15 protein-coding genes are annotated in these 14,189 nt (G+C 60.7%); 12 read left to right on the plus strand and 3 right to left on the minus strand.

Annotated elements, in window-relative coordinates; translation table 11 throughout:
- Window positions 1-48 precede the first annotated feature (48 nt).
- Together N7U68_RS07760 and N7U68_RS07765 are read left to right on the plus strand one after the other, a co-directional pair.
- On the plus strand, window positions 49-729 hold the full coding sequence (locus N7U68_RS07760) for a CbtA family protein (protein ID WP_263048752.1): 681 nt from the start codon (window positions 49-51) through the stop codon (window positions 727-729).
- Between the two features lie 56 nt (window positions 730-785).
- A complete protein-coding gene (locus tag N7U68_RS07765) occupies window positions 786-1,301 on the plus strand; it encodes a hypothetical protein (RefSeq protein WP_263048753.1) in 516 nt (171 codons plus the stop codon).
- Between the two features lie 4 nt (window positions 1,302-1,305).
- On the opposite strand, the gene N7U68_RS07770 is transcribed toward N7U68_RS07765, so the two are convergent.
- The gene (locus N7U68_RS07770) at window positions 1,306-1,635 is read right to left on the minus strand and encodes a DUF1636 family protein (protein WP_263048754.1); all 330 of its coding nucleotides are present in this window, start codon (window positions 1,633-1,635) and stop codon (window positions 1,306-1,308) included.
- A 72-nt stretch (window positions 1,636-1,707) separates the two neighbouring features.
- Between N7U68_RS07770 and cobW the strand changes: the two genes are divergently transcribed.
- Genes cobW through cobN form a run of 3 tightly spaced genes read left to right on the plus strand, consistent with a single transcriptional unit; the run spans window position 1,708 to window position 6,975 of the window.
- Entirely contained in the window at window positions 1,708-2,787 is a 1,080-nt protein-coding gene (gene cobW, locus N7U68_RS07775; RefSeq protein ID WP_263048755.1) for a cobalamin biosynthesis protein CobW, read from the plus strand.
- Entirely contained in the window at window positions 2,765-3,244 is a 480-nt protein-coding gene (locus N7U68_RS07780; protein ID WP_308446176.1) for a GNAT family N-acetyltransferase, read from the plus strand. Before cobW ends, N7U68_RS07780 begins: the two co-directional genes overlap by 23 nt.
- Complete coding sequence (gene cobN / locus N7U68_RS07785) at window positions 3,244-6,975, plus strand: cobaltochelatase subunit CobN (protein WP_263048756.1); 3,732 nt, start codon at window positions 3,244-3,246, stop codon at window positions 6,973-6,975. Before N7U68_RS07780 ends, cobN begins: the two co-directional genes overlap by 1 nt.
- A 5-nt stretch (window positions 6,976-6,980) precedes the next feature.
- On the opposite strand, the gene N7U68_RS07790 is transcribed toward cobN, so the two are convergent.
- Entirely contained in the window at window positions 6,981-7,376 is a 396-nt protein-coding gene (locus N7U68_RS07790) for a hypothetical protein (RefSeq protein ID WP_263048757.1), read from the minus strand.
- A 110-nt stretch (window positions 7,377-7,486) separates the two neighbouring features.
- On the opposite strand from N7U68_RS07790, the gene cobO reads away from it, so the two are divergent.
- From cobO to N7U68_RS07815, 5 genes are all read left to right on the plus strand, one after another.
- Window positions 7,487-8,101, plus strand: coding sequence for a cob(I)yrinic acid a,c-diamide adenosyltransferase (cobO, locus tag N7U68_RS07795; RefSeq protein ID WP_263048758.1), 615 nt, complete (start codon window positions 7,487-7,489; stop codon window positions 8,099-8,101).
- Window positions 8,102-8,207: 106 nt separating this feature from the next.
- The gene (locus N7U68_RS07800) at window positions 8,208-8,570 is read left to right on the plus strand and encodes a Lin0512 family protein (protein ID WP_263048759.1); all 363 of its coding nucleotides are present in this window, start codon (window positions 8,208-8,210) and stop codon (window positions 8,568-8,570) included.
- Window positions 8,563-8,931, plus strand: a complete 369-nt coding sequence (locus tag N7U68_RS07805; protein WP_263048760.1) for a Lin0512 family protein — start codon at window positions 8,563-8,565, stop codon at window positions 8,929-8,931. The genes N7U68_RS07800 and N7U68_RS07805 overlap by 8 nt, the downstream gene beginning before the upstream one ends.
- Before the next feature lie 36 nt (window positions 8,932-8,967).
- The gene (gene blaOXA / locus N7U68_RS07810) at window positions 8,968-9,768 is read left to right on the plus strand and encodes a class D beta-lactamase (RefSeq protein ID WP_263048761.1); all 801 of its coding nucleotides are present in this window, start codon (window positions 8,968-8,970) and stop codon (window positions 9,766-9,768) included.
- A gap of 96 nt (window positions 9,769-9,864) precedes the next feature.
- Window positions 9,865-10,632, plus strand: coding sequence for an FCD domain-containing protein (locus N7U68_RS07815; protein ID WP_165198000.1), 768 nt, complete (start codon window positions 9,865-9,867; stop codon window positions 10,630-10,632).
- A gap of 60 nt (window positions 10,633-10,692) precedes the next feature.
- On the opposite strand, the gene N7U68_RS07820 is transcribed toward N7U68_RS07815, so the two are convergent.
- Complete coding sequence (locus N7U68_RS07820; protein WP_263048762.1) at window positions 10,693-11,190, minus strand: hypothetical protein; 498 nt, start codon at window positions 11,188-11,190, stop codon at window positions 10,693-10,695.
- Between the two features lie 245 nt (window positions 11,191-11,435).
- Here N7U68_RS07820 and N7U68_RS07825 point away from each other — a divergent pair, with 245 nt between their 5' ends.
- A complete protein-coding gene (locus tag N7U68_RS07825) occupies window positions 11,436-12,767 on the plus strand; it encodes an NAD(P)-dependent oxidoreductase (RefSeq protein ID WP_165196676.1) in 1,332 nt (443 codons plus the stop codon).
- Window positions 12,768-12,802: 35 nt separating this feature from the next.
- A complete protein-coding gene (gene preA, locus N7U68_RS07830) occupies window positions 12,803-14,107 on the plus strand; it encodes an NAD-dependent dihydropyrimidine dehydrogenase subunit PreA (protein WP_263048763.1) in 1,305 nt (434 codons plus the stop codon).
- The last annotated feature ends 82 nt before the right edge of the window (window positions 14,108-14,189 follow it).

Here is a 14,189-nt window from a genome sequence, read left to right on the forward strand (position 1 = left end):
TTTGCTGCCGATCAGCCGTTACTGCCAGCTAATGGGACTATTGAAACTATGTTTTCCAAGATTGTAACCAGCGCATTGTTCGCTGGTTTCTGTGCTGGGCTGATTGCCGCCCTCGTGCAGATTGTATTCGTGCAGCCTGTGCTGCTACATGCCGAACTCTACGAGGGCGGCGATCTGGTGCATTTTGGTGCTGATGCCGTCAGCGCGCATCCAGACCTTGGTGGTTTTGACGTCATGCGCAACGGGCTGTCTGTGTTGTTCATGGCGCTGACCTATGTGGGCTATGCGTTCATTCTGGTCGCCGTGATGAGCCTTGCGGCAGAGCGTGGCGCAGTGATCAACACGCGCACTGGTCTGATCTGGGGTATCGCGGGCTTTGTCACATGGCATTTTGCGCCGGCCTTCTCATTGCCCCCCGAAGTGCCGGGCGTGGCCGCAGCGGATGTGTTCGTTCGTCAAATCTGGTGGTGGGGCACAGTGGCGGCAACCGGCGTTGCGCTGGCGCTCATTGCATTCGGACGTTCCGCCCTTGCGTGGGGCGCTGCGATCGCGCTGCTTGTCGCACCGCATCTGATCGGCGCACCGCATCCCGACAGCTTTACCGGGCCGGTTCCTCCCGAGATCGCCGCACTCTTTGCGTCACGCGCGCTTGGCTTCGGCTTTGCCACATGGGTGGCGCTGGGGGGCCTCTGCGGGTACTTCTGGCAGCGCGAGAACGCGAACGCCTGAGCAATTAGTGTCCCGGCGGCCAGGCTGCCGGGACATGAACTTTGAGGGAGGCAGCCATGCCCAAGACCTTCATGTTTCTGATCATCGGCCTCTTTTTCGGTGCCGGGTTCGGGTTTCTTCTGGCCGCCACGTCGGGTGCGGAGCTGACAGGGCACGCGCATGGCACGGACGCCGCGCATGACCATAACGCCCATGACCACGGCGACGGGACGGGCGACATGGATGCTGACCACGCGATGCATGGCCAGTTGGTCGAGGCCGAAGCGCCGGTGCCCGACCTGATGCTACATGTGCTGCCCGACGGTCCGCAAAGCCGCAATCTGCATATCATGGTCAGCAACTTCGTCTTTGCGCCGCAAAACGTGAATGGCGGCCATGTGCCGGGTCAGGGACACGCCCATGTCTATGTGGACGGTGTAAAACAACCACGCGCCTATAGCCCCTACGTCCACCTACAGGCATTGCCCAAGGGCACACATGAGATTCGCGTCACGCTGAATGCCAACAATCACGGGCAGCTTGCGGTAGATGGCGTAGCTTTGACTGCCGAAACCACGATCACCATCGAATGACCGTTCAGGCAGGCACCCGGCCGATCAGGCAATGGCGCAACCGCCCTGCCCCGCGCGCATCCTCGATCCAGCCATCGGCGCTGGTGGCGTACATGCGAGCAAAGGCGACGAGATCGGCCAGATCAGTAGCAGGCGCGACATCACCAAACAGATATGTCGCCTTGGCCGGAGCTTTGAACGCAACGCTAAGCGGGCGGGCGCAATTCGACATGCACTCCCAATCGCGCACGTCATATACCAACTCTGCCGTCGCCAATGCACGGCGCACGGCCCCTGCAAACCCCTTGCCATCCGCTCCGTCGCACGTAGAACAGATCACGATCTGGTGCGTCATTGCCGCCTCTCCTTTGGGGTATGGCCTAGGCGATCCCCAAAACCCACGCAAGCCCCTCTGAGGAGCCACCCCATGCAAGCCAAAATTCCCGCCACAGTCGTCACCGGTTTTCTTGGTGCGGGCAAAACCACGCTGATCCGACACATGCTGGAAAATGCCAAGGGCCGCCGCATCGCGCTCATTATCAACGAGTTTGGCGATCTCGGCGTTGATGGGGATATCCTGAAAGGCTGCGGCGACGAAACTTGCAGCGAGGATGATGTGATGGAGTTGAGCAACGGCTGCATCTGCTGCACCGTGGCGGATGATTTTATCCCAACGATGCAAAAGCTGCTGGACCGAGAGAACGCCCCTGATCATATCGTGATCGAGACGTCGGGGCTGGCGCTGCCGCAGCCGTTGGTGCGCGCCTTTAACTGGCCCGAGATTTCGACCCGCGTGACGGTCGATGGCGTCGTCACCGTGGTCGACGGCAAGGCGGTGAGCGAAGGTCGCTTTGCCCATAACGTCGCCGCCGTCGACGCACAGCGCAAGCTGGACGAGAACCTGGACCATGAAACGCCCCTGTCAGAGCTGTTCGAGGATCAGATCGCCTGTGCCGACATGATCGTGGTCAACAAATCCGACCTGCTGGGCGCGGATGAGGCTGATGCGCTGGTTGCGCGGCTTAAGGGCGAAAGCCGCAAGGGCGTGCAGGTGGTCAAATCCACGATGGGCGCGTTGCCCGTCGATGTGCTGCTGGGGCAGGGAATCGGCGCCGAGGGTGATCTGGACGCGCGCCACGAGGTACACCACCATCACCACCATGACGACGACGATCATCACGACGATGAGGATCATCATCACGACCACGAACACACACATGGCCATGATGAATTCGAAAGCTTTGTCGTCACCCGCCCCGAGATCTCCGACCCGGCTGCCTTTGCCGCGCAAGTCGCGGATGTGATCCGCGCCCATGACATTTTGCGTCTCAAGGGATTTGCCGCCGTAGAAGGCAAACCGATGCGCCTGACCCTGCAAGCGGTCGGCCCGCGCGTCGATACCTATTTCGACCAACCGTTCGGCACGGCACCGCGCCAGACCCGGCTGGTGGTGATCGGTCAGTCGGGGCTGGATCGCGCCGCGATTGAAACCGCATTGTGCGCCTGATCCGATGCTGATCGTCGAACCTGCCCACCCGCTGGACGATGGCCCCCGTGCCCTGCTGGAGCAGAGCCATGACCTGATGACCACGTTGTTTGAGCCTGAGGAAAACTATTTCCTCGGGTTTGATGCGCTCTGTGCGCCCGAGGTTCACTTTATCGTCGCGCGCGAGGGCGATGCAGTGCTCGGCACCGCCGCCGTGGTGGACAAAGGCGACTACGGCGAGGTGAAATCCATGTTCACCAGCCCCGCCGCGCGCGGCAAGGGGGTCGGCGCGGCGCTGATGCGCGCGATTGAAGATCACGCCCGCACGGCGAAGCTGTCGGCGCTGAAACTGGAGACAGCGCGCGAACTGCCCGCCGCCATCCGCCTGTATGAGCGTCATGGCTTTACCGAATGTGACCGTTTTGGCGACTATATCCCCAACAGCACATCCTATTTCATGCAAAAGCAGATCGACTGATGCACTTGCTCGCTGCCACGCCCGGTGCCATCGACGACGGCAAAGAGCCCGTTGATCTGGGTCAGACACCTGCCGATCTGGTGGTGATCTCAGCCGCCGATACCGAGTTGGCCGCCCTCAGCACCGCCCGCGCAGAGATGGACGCGGCTCCGGGTTTGCGGTTGGCCAACCTCGCATATCTGCAACATCCCATGTCCGTCGATTTGCACATCGACGATTGCGCCGCCAAATCCCGTCTGGTGATTGCCCGCGTGTTGGGCGGCACCGGCTATTGGCGCTATGGCACAGAACAATACGCGGCCCGCCTGCGCGAGGCCGGTGTGCCGCTGGCTCTGCTGCCCGGCGATGACAAGCCCGACGGCGAGCTGCGCAATCTGTCAACGGTCTCGGATACGGATTATGATGCACTCTGGTCCTATCTGGTCGAGGGCGGACCAGAAAATTCGCAGAATTTTCTGAGCTACGCTCGCATGATGCTGGAGGGCGGCGAAGCCCCCGCCGCACCCGCACCACTGCTGCGCGCCGGTGTCTACTGGCCCGGTGCGGGCCTGTCGGATCTGGCTGCGGCCCAGGCGGCTTGGACGGACGGCGCGCCAGTCGTTCCGCTGGTTTTCTACCGCGCACTGGTACAGGGCGCGGGGCTGAACCCGATCAACCGGCTGGTCAAGTCGCTCTTGCGCGAAGGGCTGAACCCGCTGCCCATCTTCGTGGCGTCGCTGAAGGACCCAGTATCCGTCGCCACGCTGGATCATCTCTTTGCCGCCGTATCACCCGCCGTGATCCTCAACTGTACCGCTTTTGCTGTCGGGTCACCGCATGATGGCGACGACAGCCCGCAAAATCCGCTGACGATGCCCACCGCCAACGCCGCACCGGTGTTTCAGGTCGTATTGTCCGGCTCTTCCGAAGAAGCATGGGAAACCGGCCTGACCGGGCTATCGGCGCGCGATATCGCGATGAACGTGGCTCTGCCCGAGGTCGATGGCCGCATCCTGAGCCGCGCGGTCAGCTTCAAGGGTGAGGCATTCTATGACGAAGCCACCGAATGTCCGATCGCCACCTACCGCGCGCAGGGCGACCGCGTGGCCTTTGTCGCCGCGCTTACTGCCAACTGGGCACGCCTGCGCACCACCCCGGAGGCCGAACGCAAAGTGGCGCTGGTCCTTGCGAACTATCCCAACAAAGACGGACGTCTGGCCAACGGGGTCGGGCTGGATACGCCGGCCGCGACGGTCCACACGCTGGATCTGCTGCATCAAGCCGGCTACCGGATCGAAAATGCGCCGACGGACAGCGACAGTCTGATGCAGGCCGTTATGTCAGGCCCAACCAACTGGTTGACCGACCGGCGTGAAAAGGCAGGCGGCGAAACCCTGCCGCTCGACGTTTATCACGCCCATTTCGATGCTCTGCCATGGGCACTCAAGGAACAGATCGCTGACAGATGGGGGGCACCCGAAGACGACCCCTTTTACGATACCACCCCCTTGGCCAAAGACGCCGAGGCAGGGTTCAAATTGTCGATCCTGCGCTACGGCAATGCCGTCGTCGGCATTCAACCCGCGCGCGGGTACAATATTGACCCCACCGACACCTATCATTCGCCCGACCTTGTGCCGCCGCATCACTATCTGGCGTTCTATTTCTGGCTACGGCACCACTATGGCGCGCAGGCCATCGTGCACATGGGCAAACACGGCAACCTCGAATGGCTACCCGGCAAGGCGCTGGCGCTGAGCGCCGAATGCTGGCCCGAGGCCGTGCTGGGGCCAATGCCGCATATCTATCCCTTTATCGTCAACGATCCCGGCGAAGGCACGCAGGCCAAGCGGCGCGCGCAGGCCGTGATCATCGATCACCTGACTCCGCCCCTGACCCGCGCCGAAACCTATGGCCCCCTGCGCGATCTCGAGGCGTTGGTGGATGAGTATTACGAGGCTGCTGGCGTGGACCCGCGCCGTATCGCCCATCTGCGGCGCGAGATCCTGTCGCTGAGTGCCGCCACTGGGCTGGACAAGGATGTGGGCTTTAGCGGCGCTGACGAAGATGGCGATCTGGCAAAGCTCGACGCCTATCTGTGCGAATTGAAAGAAGCGCAGATCAGGGACGGGCTGCATATCTTTGGGCAATCGCCGAGCGGTCAACAGGAAATCGACCTTGCCATCGCGCTGGCCCGCGTGCCGCGCGAGCAGGGCAAGGGAAGAGATGCATCACTGATCCGGGCGCTGGCGACCGATGCCGGGCTGTCGATTGACCCGCTGGATTGCGACATGGCCGCCCCTGCGACCGAGCGACCAGAGATGCTGCAAGCGCTTTCATCCGATCCGTGGCGCAGCAACGGCGACACGGTGGAACGACTGGAGTTGTTAGCGCAAAGCCTGTTGCGGGACGGCGGGCGGGGCGATGCGGGCCGTGGCCCGCACGCGGCCGCCGTCCTACACGAGATCGAGACGCGTATCCGTCCGACCCTCGCGGCCTGCGGCCCCGACGAAGGGACGGGCCTTCTCACCGCCCTCTCCGGGCAGTTCGTCGCCCCGGCGCCATCCGGCGCACCCACGCGGGGACGGCTCGACACCCTTCCCACCGGGCGCAACTTTTACTCGGTCGACAGCCGCGCTGTGCCCACACCAACCGCATGGGCGTTGGGCTGGAAATCGGCAAACCTGCTGATTGAAAAACACCTGCAAACCCACGGTGACTGGCCACGCAGCATGTTGATCACCGCATGGGGCACCGCCAACATGCGCACCGGCGGCGATGATATTGCACAGGCGTTGGCCCTGATGGGGGTAAAACCCACATGGGACGCCGCCAACCGCCGCGTAACCGGATTCGAGGTCCTGCCTCAGGGCGTGTTGGGGCGCCCGCGCGTCGATGTCACCCTGCGCATTTCCGGGTTTTTCCGCGACGCTTTTCCACAGTTGATCGCATTGGTCGACAGCGCCGCACGGGCAGTGCAGGCGCTGGACGAATCCGAGGATTTGAACCCGGCCGCCGCCCGCGCGGGCCGGGGCGAAGCGCAGACCCGCGTCTACGGCTCGAAGCCGGGCGCGTATGGTGCTGGTCTTCAGGCGATGATCGACGAACGGCTCTGGGCGGATAAATCCGATCTGGCCGATGCCTATCTGACGTGGGGCAGCTACGCCTACGGCGCCGGCAGCGACGGTACCGCAGACCGCAAAGGTTTCGAGGCCCGGCTCAGCCAGACTGAGGCCATCGTGCAAAATCAAGACAACCGCGAGCATGATATTCTGGACAGCGACGATTATTATCAATTCGAGGGCGGCGCGGCAGCAGCAGTCAGCACGCTTCAGGGCCGCGACAGACCGATCTATCACAACGACCATTCCCGCCCCGAGCGCCCGCTGATCCGCACGCTGGAGGACGAGATAGGCCGCGTCGTGCGCAGCCGCGTTGTAAACCCCAAATGGATCGACGGCATAAAACGCCACGGCTACAAAGGCGCGTTCGAGATCGCGGCGACGGTCGACTACCTCTTTGCCTTCGCCGCCACCACGGGCGCGGTCAAGGGACACCATTTCGATCTGGTCGAAGCGGCGTTTCTAGAGGACGACGACACGCGCGACTTTATCGACGAACATAACGCCCCCGCCCTGCGCGAGATCGCGGAACGCCTGCAAGAAGCGATCGACCGTGGCCTCTGGTCACCGCGCTCGAACTCCGCGCACGCGCGGATCGAGGCGGCGCGTGCGGGTGCTCCTGCGCCCTGATGGTCTCATTGGTAAACAGGCTCGCAGATCAGATCGGCATAGTCATCGCCGAGATCAAGCAATCCACAATCCAGATAGCTCGGACGCGGGACAGGCAGCGGCCTAAGCGGCCCCCCGCAATTCAAATGCGCCGTCATCATCGCCTGATCCCCGCGCAGTTTGCGTACCTTGCACCCCGAGACAACCTCGATCGCGGCAACACCGCGCGGGGCCGTCGCGGCCATCCGTGGTGCCCATTCGGTATTGATCCTGATCGCCTCGGCGCGTGTGCCGCGCACCCGCACATCAAATGTGCTCTGCGCAATCTTCACACGCATCGGTGTGACACCGCGAAACTCGGGCGACGGCATGTCGCAGGCCGTCACCAACAGCGCAATGAACAAAAACAGTATTCGGACCATCGCCACAGCATCGCCGCAACGTGGTTAACAAAGCGTTTCACTCCCCCGATCGCTTGCACCCTGCCTGCCCCACGCCCTATGCTCCACATAACGCAGAAAAGGATACTTCCATGACCGAAGATGCCGACGCAGAACGCCACGCGATGAAGATGGCCAAGAAGAAAGCCGCCCGCGACAAAATCATGGCAACCAAGACCGACAAGAAAGGTCTGATCATCGTCCATACCGGCAAGGGCAAGGGCAAATCCTCGGCTGCTTTCGGAATGATCTTCCGCTGCATCGCGCATGACATGCAATGCGCCGTGGTACAGTTCATCAAAGGCGGGATGAGCACCGGCGAACGCGATATGATCCTGTCGAAATTCCCCGATATCTGCGCCTTTCACACCATGGGCGAAGGTTTCACCTGGGAGACACAGGACAAGACCCGCGATACCGAAATGGCCCAAGCGGCTTGGGGCAAAGCCAAGGAACTGATCCGCGACCCGAGCAACACCATGGTGCTGCTGGACGAGATCAATATCGCGCTGCGCTACGACTACATCGACATCAACGATGTGGTGACGTTCCTCGTCGAAGAAAAGCCCGAGATGACCCATGTCGTCCTGACCGGACGCAACGCCAAAGATGAGCTGATCGAAATCGCCGATCTCGTTACGGAAATGGAACTGATCAAGCACCCGTTCCGCTCCGGTATCAAGGCGCAGATCGGGGTGGAATTCTAGATCATGATCACCGCTTCTTCTTGCCGGAAATATCCCGGGGGAAACGTCGGATTTTCCACGAAAATTCGACGTCGGGGGCAGAGCCCCCTGAACAAGGATTGGAACTATGCCAAAACACCGCGTCCTGACCGAATTCGGCATGGGCACATCGCTGCGTCGTCAGGATTATACGCAGGCCGCGCGGCGCGCGTTGCAGGATGCGCTGTGGCACAATTCGATCAATATGGCAGAGCTTTTCGGCCAACCCAAAGAGGCAATGCTGATCGACGTGGAAATCGCCGTACAGCACCCCGAGCGCGTCGATGTCGACAGTCTGACGGATGTGTTCCCCTACGGTCAGGTCAGCATCGCCTGCGGGCACGGCGGGCTGGACATCCAGCGACCTGACTACGAACAGGGTGGCAACCCAACGGTGATCGCCAATGCGGCCATTTCCGTCAGTTTCGATATGGAGCACAGCAATGACTGATCAGCGCTTCATCATCGAAATGGGCATGGGAAACGATCTGCATGGCATGGACTATCAAAAGGCCGCACGCCGCGCGATAGAGGACGCCATCCGCCATTCGACACTACCGATCTTTGGAACAACCGGAATCGAGCCCACCCAAATGCGGGTAGATGTTACCGTGGGTGTACAAGCGCCAGAGAAACTCGACACTGACGCGTTGGCCCAAAAGCTACCGCGCGGGCGCGCGACGGTACGTGCTGTCATGGGGGGACAGAATGTCACCAATCCCGAAACCGGTGAAACCCTGGTAATCGCCACGGCGGCTGTCGAAGCGTTCCTGCCATATCAAGGTGATCTCTGGCAGCGGAAGCGGACCTGAGCCTCTTTGACCGTCCGCAAAACAGGAGACCGTGGTTTGAAACCTCTGCTTTTCGTTGTTCTCGTTTGTACGGCGCTGCTTCCGCGATCGGTCAATGCCAAAATGACATGCACCGTTGTTCTGGACATGGACACTGCTACCGTCTTGCATCGGCAAGGCGCATGCGACAAGCGCCTCACCCCTGCCTCGACATTCAAGGTCGCGCTGGCACTAATCGGATTTGAGTCTGGTTACCTTGTGTCAACCGATGCGCCGGAAATGCCATTCAAGGAAGGCTATCCAGATTGGCGCGGCGATTTATGGCGGCAGAACATCACGCCCAAAACATGGATCGAATATTCTGTCGTCTGGTATTCGCAGTTGATCACGCGCGCTATCGGCAAGGAAACGATCACTGAATATCTGCAAAAGTTCAGTTACGGCAACGCTGATTTCTCGGGGGATGCTGGATATGACAACGCGCTAGAGCGGGCATGGATTGCCTCATCGCTGAAAATTTCCGCCGATGATCAGATTCATTTTCTGCATCGGATGCTGACCCATCAACTACCTGTTTCAGCACAAGCTGTCCGCCTAACCACGTCGCTGATCGAAAAAACAACGGCTGAAAACGGCTGGATCGTGCACGGTAAGACGGGGCTTGCCTTTCCGCGGCGTGCGGATCGCAGCTTTGACCGGGACCGGGCGATTGGTTGGTTCGTCGGATGGGCCGAAAAAGACGACCGGCGCGTAGTATTTGCCAAAGTGATACAAGACGAGCTTGAGCAGGAGCAAACGCCCTCGAACCGCGCCCGCAACAGCCTGCTGCGCGAACTGCCGACCCTCATCGCCCCTTGATTGTCACCCCTCCTGATCTCGGCAATATGTCTGGCGACCATTGCCTCGCTCGCATTGCGGTCATATCATTTGACCAATCTGCGTATCGAGGCCTGCATGCCCTTTCGACCCGTCACCCCGGAAAAGCTGTCGACTGCCGTAACCCGGCAGATCGAGCAACTGATTTTGCGCGGCATCCTGCGCCCCGGCGAGCGCCTGCCACCCGAACGCGAGTTGGCAGAGCGGCTGGGCGTGTCGCGGCCATCCCTGCGAGAGGCGGTGGCTGATCTCTCGTCCAAGGGGCTGTTATGCGCCCGCGCGGGGGCAGGAATTTTCGTGGCGGATGTTCTGGGGAATGCCTTTTCAGACGCGCTGATCCGGCTGTTTTCCGAGCATGACGAGGCGGTATTCGACTATCTGGCCTTTCGCCGCGATCTAGAGGGATTGGCTGCCGAGCGCGCAGCACGCCATGCCTCGGACACCGACCTGAAGGTTATTCAGACCCTGCTGGAGAAGATGGAGCAGGCCCACCTCAAGCCTGATCCCGATACAGAGGCACGACTGGATGCCGAATTTCACCTGTCAATCATCGAGGCCAGCCATAACGTGGTCATGCTGCACATGATGCGTTCCATGTTTCAGCTGCTGCGCGAGGGCGTATTTTACAATCGTCAGGTCATGTTCCGGCAGCGCAGCACCCGCGACCTGCTGCTGGGGCAACACCGCGCGATCAACGCGGCACTTCAGGCCCGCGATCCCGCCGCGGCCCGCGCGGCGATTGAGGCACATCTGGGTTTTGTCGAATCCGCGTTGGCCGATCACAACAAGGTCGCAGCCAACGAGGCGATCGCACAACAACGGTTCGAGCACGAAATGCACCGCTGACGGACCGGTTTTCCATCACCACATCGCCTGTGCGTATCGCAGACGATGTGGCATCGGGTCCTAGCTGGTGGGACCTTGACCCGGATTTTTGGCCTTGTTTGCTTCGGCAGTTGCCTTGGCTTTGGCCTGCATGATCTTCTTGGCATGCGCCTCTGCAATGACCTGTGCCTGCGATTGCGGCTTGGAGAAATCAGCATGCACAGGGTTTGGCATATGCTCCAGTGTCGCGCCGGTCGAGGCGTCGACCGCGATACCCACGACACCCCCCGCGATCACATTCGCAGCACCAGTTGCCACACCACCACTGCCGATCTTGCTGGCGACAGCGATTGTTCGAGTCTCACTACCCTGTTGAAAGACAGCCGAGAACGCCTTTCGGCGTTTGATGTCAATTGTGCAGGGCGTGGTACAACCGACCCCCATCGACGTCGTCATTTGCGCGCCTGTCGGATCAGAAGTGAAAACAACATCTTCGGAATTGCCGCGCGTAACGGTGGCGCAGGCAGAGAGGAAAAGTGTTGCACATGTCAGTGCAGCAGAGACAACGAAACGGGGCATTTAGAGACTCCAGTAAGAAAATCAGAATTGACAGGTGCCAGACTGTGGCAACCCAGCGCCGCCTAAGTGGCTGGGTCAGGGAAGGCCACCACTGGATGGTCTGATATCTATGGTTGTGCGCAATTGTCGCGCAGTCGAACTGAATGTTTACAAGAGGTTGGCGCTTTCAAAATTTTACCAATTGATAAAATTTTTTTCTGTGTGATACTGATTCTCACTTATCCAGTAGCCAGAGGATCGCTCCCGTGACAGATAATGCCCTTACCCCCGGGATCATCTCGGGGCGTCTGACCTCCGAAGATTACGTCGAGAATTTTTCAGACCTGCATCCGCGCCTTGACGATCACGAGGCTCTGGTGGCCGCCGATCGGTGCTATTTCTGCCACGACGCACCATGCATCACTGCCTGCCCCACCGATATCGACATTCCGTTGTTCATCCGGCAGATCGCCACCGGCACGCCCGAGGCCGCCGCCAAGACGATCCTCAGCCAGAACATCATGGGCGGCATGTGCGCACGGGTCTGCCCCACCGAGACACTGTGCGAAGAAGTCTGCGTACGCGAGGTCGCCGAGGGCAAGCCCGTGCTGATCGGCCAATTGCAGCGCTATGCGACCGACACCCTGATGGAAGAAGGTGTGCACCCGTTCACCCGCGCGCCCGCCACGGGGAAAACCATCGCTGTCGTGGGCGCCGGACCGTCCGGCCTGTCATGCGCGCACCGTCTGGCGATGCGCGGCCATGATGTGACCCTCTATGATGCGCGCGCCAAGGCAGGTGGATTGAACGAATACGGTATCGCGACCTACAAAACGGTCGATGATTTCGCCGAGCGCGAAGTCGATTGGCTGCTACAGATCGGCGGCATCACCGTTGAAACCGGCAAAACGTTGGGCGCTGATCTGACCCTTGATGCGCTGCGCGACACCCATGACGCCGTTTTTCTGGGCATCGGTCTGGGCGGCGTGAATGCGCTGGGTCTGGAGGGCGAGGATAAAGACGGCCTGAGCGATGCAGTCGATTTCATTGCCGATCTGCGACAGGCCAGTGACGTGGCCGCCGTGCCTGTTGGACGCGATGTGGTGGTGATCGGGGGCGGCATGACCGCAGTAGACGCCGCTGTGCAGGCCAAACTGCTGGGCGCGCTCAATGTCAGCCTCGTCTATCGCCGAGGTCGCGACCGGATGAACGCCAGCGTGTTCGAACAGGATCTGGCGGCGTCCAAGGGCGTGCGGATCATCACCAATGCCAGCCCGCGTGCCGTCATCGGCAACGGTGCCGTGCGCGAGATCGAGTTTGAGTACACCGACGACGATCTAAAACCCACTGGCCAGAGCTTTCGACTGGCTGCCGATCAGGTGTTCAAGGCCATCGGCCAGACATTGGAGGGCACGGAACTGCCCGCGCTTGAGGGTCGCAAGATCGCCGTGACCGGTGCGGGCCGCACCAGCCTGACGGGTGTCTGGGCAGGCGGTGACTGCGCCGCAGGTGGCGACGACCTGACCGTAACTGCCGTCGCAGAAGGACGTGACGCCGCCGAAGATATTCATGCCAGCCTGACGGATGCGGCGGGCTAAAGCCCGCCCTACGCAGTACGCAAGGGAGCAAATACATGGCCGACCTGACCAGTACCTTCATCGGGATCAAATCCCCAAATCCATTCTGGCTGGCCTCTGCGCCGCCAACGGACAAAGAGTATAACGTGCGCCGGGCATTTGACGCGGGCTGGGGCGGCGTGGTGTGGAAGACGCTCGGCGAGGCCGGCCCACCCGTGGTCAATGTAAATGGACCGCGCTACGGCGCGATCTGGGGGGCCGATCGACGGCTTCTGGGATTGAACAACATCGAGTTGATCACCGACCGACCGTTGGAAGTGAATCTGGAGGAAATGAAGCGAGTCAAACGCGACTACCCTGATCGCGCACTGATCGCATCGCTGATGGTGCCGGTCAACGAAGACGCGTGGAAGGAAATCCTGCACCGGGTCGAGGATACCGGCTGCGACGGTGTTGAGTTGAACTTTGGCTGCCCCCACGGGATGAGCGAGCGCGGCATGGGCAGCGCCGTGGGGCAAGTCCCGGAATATGTGGGTCAGGTCGCGCATTGGTGCAAAAAACACAGTGACCTGCCGGTGATCGTAAAACTGACACCGAACATCACCGATGTCCGCAAACCGGCGCTGGCGGCCAAAGAAGGCGGTGCCGACGCGGTCAGTCTGATCAACACGATCAACTCGATCACAAGCGTGGATCTGGACATCTTTGCCCCGGAGCCGACGATTGACGGACTGGGTGCACATGGCGGCTATTGCGGCCCGGCAGTCAAACCGATCGCATTGAACATGGTGGCCGAGATTGCCCGCGACCCGGCCACACACGGCCTGCCAATCAGCGGCATAGGTGGCATCACTACATGGCGCGACGCGGCCGAGTTTATGACACTAGGGGCCGGCAACGTACAAGTCTGTACAGCGGCGATGACCTACGGCTTTAAGATCGTGCAAGAGATGATTTCCGGCCTGAGCCAGTGGATGGACGAAAAGGGCATGCAAAGCACCAGCGAGATCGTCGGTCGTGCAGTGCCCAATGTGGTCAACTGGCAAGACCTGAATCTGAACTACGTGGCCAAGGCGGTGATTGATCAGGATGCCTGCATCAACTGCGGTCGCTGCTATGCGGCCTGCGAGGACACATCCCATCAGGCGATTTCCATGTCCGAAGACCGGGTTTTTGAAGTGATCGATGAGGAATGCGTGGCCTGCAATCTCTGTGTGAATGTCTGCCCGGTGGAGGGCTGCATCACCATGGAACAGATGGCACCGGGCACCACCGATCCACGCACCGGCAAAGTGGTCGACAAGGAATATGCCAACTGGACCACACATCCCAACAATCCCGGAGCGTGCGCGGCGGAGTAACGCGGTAGATTTTTCGCGACAATCCTTACCTTGTGACATCTCGCGAATTTTCTCAGAACAGTATTCGGATCGGCCCATTGTG

This window comes from Roseovarius pelagicus (assembly GCF_025639885.1).
Classification (GTDB): domain Bacteria; phylum Pseudomonadota; class Alphaproteobacteria; order Rhodobacterales; family Rhodobacteraceae; genus Roseovarius; species Roseovarius pelagicus.